The following is a 9161-nucleotide window of genomic DNA, read 5'->3' on the forward strand; positions in this document are numbered from 1 at the left end:
TCGAAGCGCAGCATCAGGCAACGCGCGCCGCGCGCGAGGCATCGCAGGCGAAGGACGCGTTTCTCGGCATGATCAGCCATGAACTGCGCACGCCGCTGCACGCGATCGTCTCGTCGGTGGAACTGCTGGAGCTCAATCTGCATAGCGAGGCCGATCGCAAGATCATCCAGCGGCTCGAAACCGGCGCGCGCCATCTCGAAGCGCAGATGCGCGACCTCACCGACTTTGCGCGGCTCGGCGCCGGGAAGCTCGAATTGCGCCTGACCGTGTTCGACCCCATGGAGCTGCTCGATTCCATCGTCGATGCAAACATTCCGGCCGCAACTGCAAAAGGTCTGGTGCTGCGCGGCCAGTTCGCGGGCGAAGCGGGGTTGATCGAATCTGATCAGCACCGGTTGCGGCAGATCGTGACCAACCTCGTGACGAACGCCGTCAAATACACGGATGCAGGGTCCATCGACGTGCGTTTCGAGCGCACGCTGGAGCGCCTCGATATCTCTGTAGTAGACACGGGTCCGGGTATTCCGCGCGAACAGTTGCCGTTGATCTTCAAGGAATTCACGCAACTGGATTCATCGACGACCCGCCGTTTCGATGGCGCCGGCATGGGCCTCGCCGTGGTCCGCGGACTGGTCGAGTTGCTGGGCGGCGTGGTGAATGTATCGAGCGATATTGGGCAGGGCGCGGCGTTTCGTGTGAGCCTGCCAGCGGCGCCCGTGGCGCACGTACCTGAACGCGAACGGGCGCCGGCTGATTTGCCGCCGCTGAAAAAAGCGCGCGTGCTTGTGATCGACGACCACAATTCGATACGCGAATCGCTTTCTGAAATGCTTGCTCACCTGGGTTACGCAAGCGTGGCCATGGGTGATGTGGACAGCGCCCTTGTGTGGCTGGAGACGAATCAGGCCGACGTGATCCTCGCGGACCTGCATATGCCGGGCAAGGACGGGTATTCGTTCGTCAATGAATATCGGGCGCGTCGCGCGTCGGGCGCAAGTTTGCCGGTCATTGCGGTCAGCGCCTATGCGCCGGATCTCGTCGATCCAAGCGCGGCCATCCTGTTCTTCGATTACCTGCTCAAGCCTGTGCGCTATGAGGTGCTGAAAAGCGCGCTGGCGCGGGCCTTATCAGCGACGCGACGGGTTCATTAAAGCGCGCTACGCCCGCAACAGGCGCTTGGAAAGATCTGCGACGAGAATCGCCATGCGCGCCGGCTTTTCGAAACACGTCACGTTGTAGCGCTGGATGACGTCGCTGATTTCCGATTCGCTGGCCTTGCCGGTCGTCAGTTCGCCCGTCAGCACGAAAACCGGCGCATCGGGATTGTCCGAGTTGCGCACGGCGCGGATCGCATCGGCCGAGGTATGCGCGCCAAACAACCAGTCGATGACCACGGCATCGAAGACTTGCGTCTGCAGCGCTTCGGCAAAACCCTCCAGGCCATACAGCGCCACTGCCGCAAAGCCGCTGCGCTCCAGGTAGTCGTGGAGGTTGTCGGCGGAAGTCTGGTCGTCGTCGACCACCGCGATCAGCGGCTTGTCCATGTCGGTGCGGCGCGGCTGGATCTCGATCTTGTGGACGTCGTGCGCGGCTTGCAGCAGCACGCCTTCGTGCGTGGTCACGATCCACCTGCCATTCATGTTCTGCGCGATGAAATCCGGCCGGCTGCCGGGTTCGAGCGCGTCGCCTATCCATGCAACGCACGCGATTTCGGCGGCGCCGAGCTTGAGTACGGCGTCTTGCGCCGCGCCTTCGGTGTCGTCGACGTCGGCGTTCTTGGCATCGAAGAGCTGCAGCGCGGGTTCGTCGAAGGCTTCCGCCACGCGGCGGATCTGCGCGAGCGTCCAGGGACTATTGCCGCGCAACTTGCGATGGCCCTGCGAGAAACTCAGGTCGAGAATGCGGCAAAGCTCGGCGGTCTGCTGCCGTTTGCCGATGCCGTGGCGATTCATCAGGTCGCGTACGCGCTGGGCGACGGCGAGGGAATCAGAAGATGAGGTTTCAGTGACCATGCTGCTGCTTACCGGTTAAAGCGTGTGGTGTCGACAGACTGAGAGGGGGGTATTGTAGGCGCAAGAGCGTGGCTCTTAGCAAAACACTTGAGCCGTTGAAAGGGTTTGCGCACATCTCGACCGGTTTCCAGTGGCGGAAGGACTTTGAATCCGGTGGCGCGATATGCTAAAAGATGCAAACGTTAGCGTGGTTTGAAAGCGCACAGCGGTTATGCGGGTTCGGGGTTCCCATATCGGTCAGGCAATTAAACAGCCATGCGCGTACAGTCGCAATTTGCGAAAGAAAATTTGCCGCGGGTCAATGCAGGATCGAACATCGGGGGCCGATGATGCGTGTCACCAAGTCTCTCAGAACGGCGGCAGGGTTTGCGACAGCATTGTTCGTGCTGTCGCCGGTGCTTGCACGTGCGGAGGCGATCGAGGAACAACTCGATTGCAAATCGTCGGGCCATACGTTTATCAGCGCGTTGTTGGCCGGGGGCGAAATCCAGAGCAAGCCGATGCGCGTCGAATCCAATTCCATCAATGCGTTCCGGCCGGCGCATGGCGTCAAGCTTACGGCCTACGACTACAAGGTTTTCGTGGTGCTGGGTTACCAGAAGGACGATCCCATTTTTGCGCAGGGCAAGGGCACGCCCATCGCGGATTCCGCTTATGGCGTCGTGGTGACCGGCCCTCCCGACGACGTCAGGGATCGCGTGCATCAAGCGGGAAGCAACGCGATCGTGCACGAAATAACGCCTGTCACGACTGCGGTTCTCTGCAAGTCGGAGTGACGGGTTGCTTGAGAGCCTTACGCTCGCACCGCACTATCACGCCAAGGCAAGCGTGCGGATGTAACCGCCGATCGTTCTCGTTGCGGAACAAAGTGGGCCTGCCGCGCCGGAAGCCATCCGTCTGCAAGATGGTGCTGAACGCGTGCGCCCGTTCATTGGTGTCGAACGCGGGCAGCAAGCCGTGCCGGCTTCGCCGGCCTTGAAATCTACCGCGGCAGATATCCTTTGAGCGTGTCGCGGAATTTCTGGATCAGCGGTTCCTTTGAGCGCCCGCGCCGCAGGATCAGTCCAAATGGCGCCTGATAACCAAATGCTGCCGGTGCAAGCGCGCGCAAACGGCCATTGTCGACCCATGTCTGCGCATAATGCTCCGGCAAGAAGCCAATGAACGCGCCCGACAGAATGAGGATCAACTGTCCTTCCATGCTGTCGACCGTGGCTTCGCTGCGCTTGAAGCCGTGACGCGCAAGCTCGGTCTGGCTCCAGTAAGCGCGGCCGACCATCCGTTGCTGGCTGATGGTCTCGTGCGGTATCTGATGCTCGTTGAAAAGCGGATGCGTGTCGCTGCAATAAAGCCAGTGCTGCTCACGATAAAGCGAGTGATGAACCAGCCCGTTCATGCGCAGATGAAATGCGCCGATAGCAAGATCGAGCCGGTTGCCCAGCACGCTAAGCTGCAATTCGTACGGGCTTTGCACATGCAGATGCAAATGCAGCGCGGGATGTTCGCGCGTGAATGCGCCGATGACTTCGGACAAGGGCAGGGCCTTGTCGCTCACCGTTGAATCCAGCACGCCCAGCTTGATGCTGCCGCGCAACTCGCCGCGCAAGCCGGCGGCGTAACGCTCGAAGCCATCGACTTCGCCGATCAGGCGCAACGCTTCCTGATGAAATTCTTCGCCTTTGGGCGTCAGGCTGAAGCCGCCGCGCCCGCGATGACACAACACCACGCCCACCAGCGATTCAAGCTGGCTCATGTAGGTGCTGATGGCCGATGTCGAGAGATTCAGTTCCTGTTGCGCTGCGGCGAAACCCTGATGCCGCACCACGCAGATAAAGATGCGCAGCAGGCGTGCTTCAGGCAAGACTGTAGCCACGACAAAGCTCCATGAAAACCGCGACAGATAAAGGCGCCGCGCCGATACTTTAGAAATACCTGAACTAAATATTTCGCACCAGCACTTTGTCGTCATGCCGCACGCATTCAGAATCGGATGCATGCTTGTTCGATGAATGACTGCGAGGAACGTACCGTGGAAAAGATCTTTCACCAGCCGCTGGGCGGCAACGAGATGCCGCGCTTCGGGGGTATTGCGACAATGCTGCGCCTGCCGCATCTGCAGTCCGCCGAGGGACTCGATGCCGCGTTCATAGGCGTGCCGCTGGATATCGGTACGTCGTTACGCCCCGGCACGCGTTTCGGGCCGCGCGGCATTCGTGCGGAGTCGGTCATGATCCGCCCTTACAACATGGCGACCGGCGCGGCGCCGTTCGACTCGCTGTCGGTGGCGGATATTGGCGACGTACCCATCAATACCTTCAATCTGCTCGACGCGGTGCGCATCATCGAAGAGCATTACGACGGCATTCTCAAGCACGATGTCAAACCGCTCTCGCTGGGCGGCGACCATACCATCACACTTCCCATCCTGCGTGCAATGCATCGGAAATACGGCAAGATCGGGCTCGTGCATGTGGATGCGCACGCCGACGTGAACGACCATATGTTTGGCGAGAAGATCGCGCACGGCACGACGTTTCGTCGTGCCGTGGAAGAGGGTCTGCTCGATTGCGAGCGCGTGGTGCAAATCGGTTTGCGGGCGCAGGGTTATACCGCCGACGACTTCAACTGGAGCCGGCGGCAAGGTTTTCGCGTCGTGCAGGCGGAGGAGTGCTGGCACAAATCGCTCGACCCGTTGATGACCGAAGTGCGGCGCAAGGTGGAGGGCGGCCCGGTCTATTTGAGTTTTGACATCGATGGTATCGACCCTGCCTGGGCGCCGGGTACGGGCACGCCGGAAATCGGCGGCCTGACGACGATTCAAGGCATGGAAATCATTCGGGGCTGCCACGGGCTGGACCTGATCGGATGCGATCTGGTGGAGGTGTCGCCACCCTACGACACAACTGGCAATACGTCGCTGCTCGGCGCCAATCTCCTGTATGAAATGCTTTGCGTGCTGCCGGGTGTGATCAGGCGTTAAGCTGTCGGGCACGCGCCACAAGGACAAGGACCCCACCATGCAAACCGCCCCGAACTCGCCTCCCGCCACGGAACAGAAAGTCCGCGAGGACCTCGCCGCGTTGTACCGGCTGGCTGCGCATTTCCGCATGACCGACATGATCGATACGCACATCACCGCGCGCTTGCCCGGCTCGCCCGATGATAAGCCCGCGTTCCTGATCAACCGGTATGGCGTGCTGTTCCACGAAATGCGGGCATCGGATCTGGTGAAGATCGACTATCAGGGCAAGGTGATCGATGACCGCGCCCGCGACATGCCCGAGCTTTTCAGGGTCAACGCGGCGGGCTTCACCATCCATTCTGCGGTGCATATGGCGCGCCACGACCTGGCGTTTGTGGTGCATACGCATACGGCGGCTGGCACGGCGGTGTCCGCGCAGGAGCACGGGCTCCTCCCCATCAGTCAGCACGCGCTGAAGTTCTACGGCAAGCTGGGCTATCACGACTATGAAGGCATCGCGCTCGACTTGGGTGAGCGCGATCGCCTTGTGGCAGACCTTGGCTCGCACAAAGCGATGATCCTGCGCAACCACGGCTTGCTGGCCGGGGGCGCTACGGCCGCGCAAGCGTTCCATGAAATCTACTTCCTCGAGCGCGCGTGTCAGGCCCAGGTCCAGGCCATGGCCGGTGGCACACAACTGCGCTTTCCTCCGGAACATGTCCGTGAACTGACCGCGCGGCAGTTCGAGTCGGAGGGCGCGGACGGCATTACTGAACTCGCATGGCAAGCGGCATTGCGTCTCATCGCCGATACGCAGCCCGACTACCGCTCGTGATCATCCGCAAAATCCGCACATGACCAAGCTCGTATTCATCAGCAGCGGTTACGACATGTCGCCGCTCGCTCCTGCGATCATCGCCGCGGCGCCGGAACTCGAAGTCCATGCATTCGGTACGCAGGAAGCGAATGACGCACAAGTGGCCGTCTGCTGGAAACCTCCGGCCGGCGCGTTGCGCTCGCTGCCGAATCTGAGGCTCGTGCATGGCGTGGCGGCTGGCGTAGATAACATTCTCTGCGATCCGCATTTTCCCGCGGTTCCGCTATGCCGCGTGGTCGACCCCGATCAGGCGCGCGCCATGAGCGAATACGTAATGTGGGGCGTGCTGCATTTTCATCGTCGATTCGATCAGGTTCTGGTCAACCAGCGTCACGCGTCATGGACGTTGCCTGAGCAAACGCGTGCGAGCGATTGCACCGTCGGCGTGATGGGACTGGGGGAGATTGGCTCGCGCGTCGCGCTGGATTTGCTGCGCGCCGGTTTTTCCGTGACGGGCTGGTCGCGCAGTCCCAAGGACCTGCCTGGCGTAGCGACGTTCAATGGCCGCGAGGCGTTGCCTGCTTTCCTCGAACGTATCGATACGCTCGTTTGTTTGCTGCCGCTGACAAGCGAAACGCGAGGTCTGCTCAACGCGGATCTTTTCAGGCAGTTGCGCCCCGGTACGAAACTGATTCATGTCGGCCGGGGCGAACATCTGGACGCCGAAGCATTATTGAGTGCACTGGACAGCGGTCAGGTCGGCGGCGCGCTGGTGGATGTATTCCCGAACGAGCCACTTCCTTCCGACGACCCGCTCTGGCAGCACCCGAAAGTCATCGTCACGCCACACATGGCGGCGATCTCCACGCTGGATACCATCGGCTCGCAGATTGCGCAAAACGTGCGCCGGAGGGTGCGCGGCGAACCGTTGCTCAACCAGGTCGATATCGCGCGCCACTAAGCTGCGCGGCCGCGTGTCGAGCCAGCTTGCCGCCGGCTCAGCGAACCAGCTTGCCTTTTTCATCGATGATCCGTTCGCCGTCTTCCTTGGCGAACGGACCTTTCTGCGCGGCCGAAAGAATCTCCAGAAGTTTCTCCGATGGCCGGCACAGACGCGTGCCCTCAGGCGTCACCACGAACGGACGATTGATCAGGATGGGATGCGCCACCATGGCGTCGAGCAATTTCTCGTCGGTCAGCGTTGCATCGGCGAGTTCGAGCTGCACGAATACAGCTTCTTTTTCGCGAAGCGCATCGCGCACGCCAAGCCCCGCGTCCTGAATGAGCCTGGTCAGCGCGGCGCGATCGGGCGGCGTCTTCAGATACTCGATGACCTTCGGTTCGATCCCCGCATTGCGGATCAGCGCAAGCGTGTTGCGCGACGTGCCGCATAGCGGGTTGTGATAGATCGTGATGTCCATGTCGTCGTCTCCTTTACCTCTGAAAGTGCAGCCGGCTGGTTTTCATTCCCGGAATAATCGAAATGAAAGGATTCTTGTCGATGCAGCATAAGCAGATGCTATGACAGTTTACTCAAGTGACAGGTGGGATTGCCGTTAAAGGGTACGAGTCGGGGAACATTGCCGGCTCCGGTTGCGCTCGTGGCACGGGTGTGCGCCGCCGCTTGCTAACAGTATCGAGACAACTGAGACATGAACATACTTTCGACGATCAAGGGCCGCCTCGGCATTGCCATGGCGTTTTTGGGGCTGTTGCTGGTGGTTATCGGCGGCTTGGGGCTGTGGGGCATGAGCCTGGGTAATCAAACCACGCGCAGCCTCTTCACCAATGAAATGCCCAGCGCGGTCTCCGCCGGCAACGCGGAGATGTTCACGGCGCGTGAGCGGCTCAGCTTCGACCGAGCAGCCTTGCTGGTTGGCAAGCCCGCGGCGGAGACGGCAATTGGACGCGGCACATTGATGCGCGAACGCGCAGACAAGGAATGGGCCCGCTACGCCGCGTTGCCGCAAGGACCCGGCGAAAAGGAAATGGCCGATGCGTTCCAGGCCAAGCGTCTCGAACTGCAGAAAATGCTCGACGATGGCTACGCGAATGTCCGCGCAAATGACGCCGAGAAGATCGTTGCATCGGCGGAAGCCATGCAGGTCAAGTTCAACGAACTGGCCGCCATCGGCGAATCGCTGCGCAAGTACCAGTTCGATTCCGCGAAGAGCGACTTCGAACTCTCGCAGCAAAAGTTCAGCGAGTTCCGCACCATCAGCGTGGTGGCGATCATCATCGGATTACTGGCTGCGGCGTTTTCGTGGGTCTCGCTGCGCCGCGCGATCGGGCGTCCGCTCGACGAAGCGCTCGCACAATTCGATGCCATTGCTTCCGGTGACCTGCGCCGCGAACTGGTCGTGACATCGCGCGACGAGATGGGCCAGTTGCTCAACGGTCTCGCAAAGATGCAGGCAAGTCTGGTCGACACCGTGCGCTCGGTGCGTTCGGGCAGCGAGTCGATTGCATCGGCGACCAAGCAGATTGCAGCGGGCAACATCGATTTGTCGTCGCGCACGGAAGAGCAGGCGTCGGCGTTGCAGCAGACGGCGTCGAGCATGGACGAGCTGACCGGCACGGTGAAGCAGAACGCCGAGAACGCGCGTCAGGCGAGTTCGCTCGCGGCGAACGCGTCGGAGATTGCGAACAAGGGCAGCACGGTGGTCTCGCAAGTCGTCGATACCATGGGCGACATCAACCAGAGCTCGACGAAGATTGCGGACATCATCACGATCATTGAAGGCATCGCGTTCCAGACCAACATCCTGGCGTTGAACGCGGCGGTAGAAGCGGCGCGTGCGGGCGAACAGGGCCGTGGTTTCGCGGTCGTGGCGGCGGAAGTGCGCAGTCTTGCGCAACGTTCGTCGGCGGCGGCCAAGGAGATCAAGGAACTGATCAACACGTCCGTTTCGCGTGTGCAGACAGGCACGACGCTGGTGGGCGACGCCGGCCGCACGATGTCCGAGATCATCGGCGCCGTGCAGCGCGTGACCGACATCATGGGCGAGATTGCAGCGGCTTCGCACGAGCAGAGCAGCGGTATCGAGCAGGTGGCGCTCGCCGTCACACAGATGGACGAAGTGACGCAACAAAACGCGGCGCTGGTGGAAGAGGCGGCGGCCGCGGCGCAATCGCTGGAAGATCAAGCGGGCGCGTTGAAGGCGGCGGTATCGGTATTTCAACTGAACGATGGCGGCGTGGAAAGCGTCAAGGTCGCCGTGAAGCCGGCGCAGAAACCGACAGAGCAATTTCGACACAACCCAGGCTTTCGTCTTGGAAATCGGACGGGTCTCCTGGATTTCAACGAGATCACCTTCGTTATACGTGTTCGCGTCATCGTGAGCGTGGTACTTCTTCGACCGCACGACGT

The 9161-nt window shown here is 61.0% G+C and carries 8 protein-coding genes and 2 pseudogenes; 6 read left to right on the top strand and 4 right to left on the bottom strand.

What is annotated here, in order from left to right:
* On the top strand, positions 1-1151 hold a 1151-nt coding region (locus ACRXB1_RS22620; protein WP_449493275.1), incomplete at its 5' end, for a hybrid sensor histidine kinase/response regulator.
* A 6-nt stretch (positions 1152-1157) separates the two neighbouring features.
* Here the strand turns inward: ACRXB1_RS22620 and ACRXB1_RS22625 are convergent.
* Positions 1158-2012 carry a helix-turn-helix domain-containing protein gene (locus tag ACRXB1_RS22625; protein WP_062003250.1) on the bottom strand — a complete coding sequence of 285 codons (855 nt, stop codon included), beginning with the start codon at positions 2010-2012 and terminating at the stop codon, positions 1158-1160.
* A gap of 326 nt (positions 2013-2338) precedes the next feature.
* Here ACRXB1_RS22625 and ACRXB1_RS22630 point away from each other — a divergent pair, with 326 nt between their 5' ends.
* On the top strand, positions 2339-2788 hold the full coding sequence (locus ACRXB1_RS22630; RefSeq protein ID WP_236873460.1) for a hypothetical protein: 450 nt from the start codon (positions 2339-2341) through the stop codon (positions 2786-2788).
* Positions 2789-2994: 206 nt separating this feature from the next.
* On the opposite strand, the gene ACRXB1_RS22635 is transcribed toward ACRXB1_RS22630, so the two are convergent.
* On the bottom strand, positions 2995-3885 hold the full coding sequence (locus ACRXB1_RS22635; protein WP_449493276.1) for a LysR family transcriptional regulator: 891 nt from the start codon (positions 3883-3885) through the stop codon (positions 2995-2997).
* Positions 3886-4017: 132 nt separating this feature from the next.
* Here ACRXB1_RS22635 and speB point away from each other — a divergent pair, with 132 nt between their 5' ends.
* From speB to ACRXB1_RS22650, 3 genes are read left to right on the top strand one after another with little or no spacing between them, the layout of a single operon-like run.
* Positions 4018-4992: an agmatinase gene (gene speB, locus ACRXB1_RS22640; RefSeq protein ID WP_449493277.1), complete on the top strand. Its 975-nt coding sequence runs from the start codon at positions 4018-4020 to the stop codon at positions 4990-4992.
* A 37-nt stretch (positions 4993-5029) separates the two neighbouring features.
* Positions 5030-5809 (top strand): class II aldolase/adducin family protein, encoded by a 780-nt coding sequence (locus ACRXB1_RS22645; RefSeq protein ID WP_449493278.1) that lies wholly within the window; start codon positions 5030-5032, stop codon positions 5807-5809.
* A gap of 19 nt (positions 5810-5828) precedes the next feature.
* Complete coding sequence (locus tag ACRXB1_RS22650) at positions 5829-6752, top strand: 2-hydroxyacid dehydrogenase (protein WP_449493279.1); 924 nt, start codon at positions 5829-5831, stop codon at positions 6750-6752.
* A 37-nt stretch (positions 6753-6789) separates the two neighbouring features.
* On the opposite strand, the gene arsC is transcribed toward ACRXB1_RS22650, so the two are convergent.
* Positions 6790-7212 (bottom strand): arsenate reductase (glutaredoxin), encoded by a 423-nt coding sequence (arsC, locus tag ACRXB1_RS22655; protein ID WP_449493280.1) that lies wholly within the window; start codon positions 7210-7212, stop codon positions 6790-6792.
* 231 nt (positions 7213-7443) lie between these two features.
* On the opposite strand from arsC, the pseudogene ACRXB1_RS22660 reads away from it, so the two are divergent.
* A pseudogene (locus ACRXB1_RS22660) lies at positions 7444-8988 on the top strand (methyl-accepting chemotaxis protein); the annotation flags it as partial.
* Positions 8989-9033: 45 nt separating this feature from the next.
* On the opposite strand, the pseudogene ACRXB1_RS22665 reads toward ACRXB1_RS22660, so the two are convergent.
* Positions 9034-9161: pseudogene (locus ACRXB1_RS22665) on the bottom strand (small ribosomal subunit protein uS17); the annotation flags it as partial.

The sequence above is a fragment of the Caballeronia sp. M23-90 genome, from assembly GCF_053574605.1.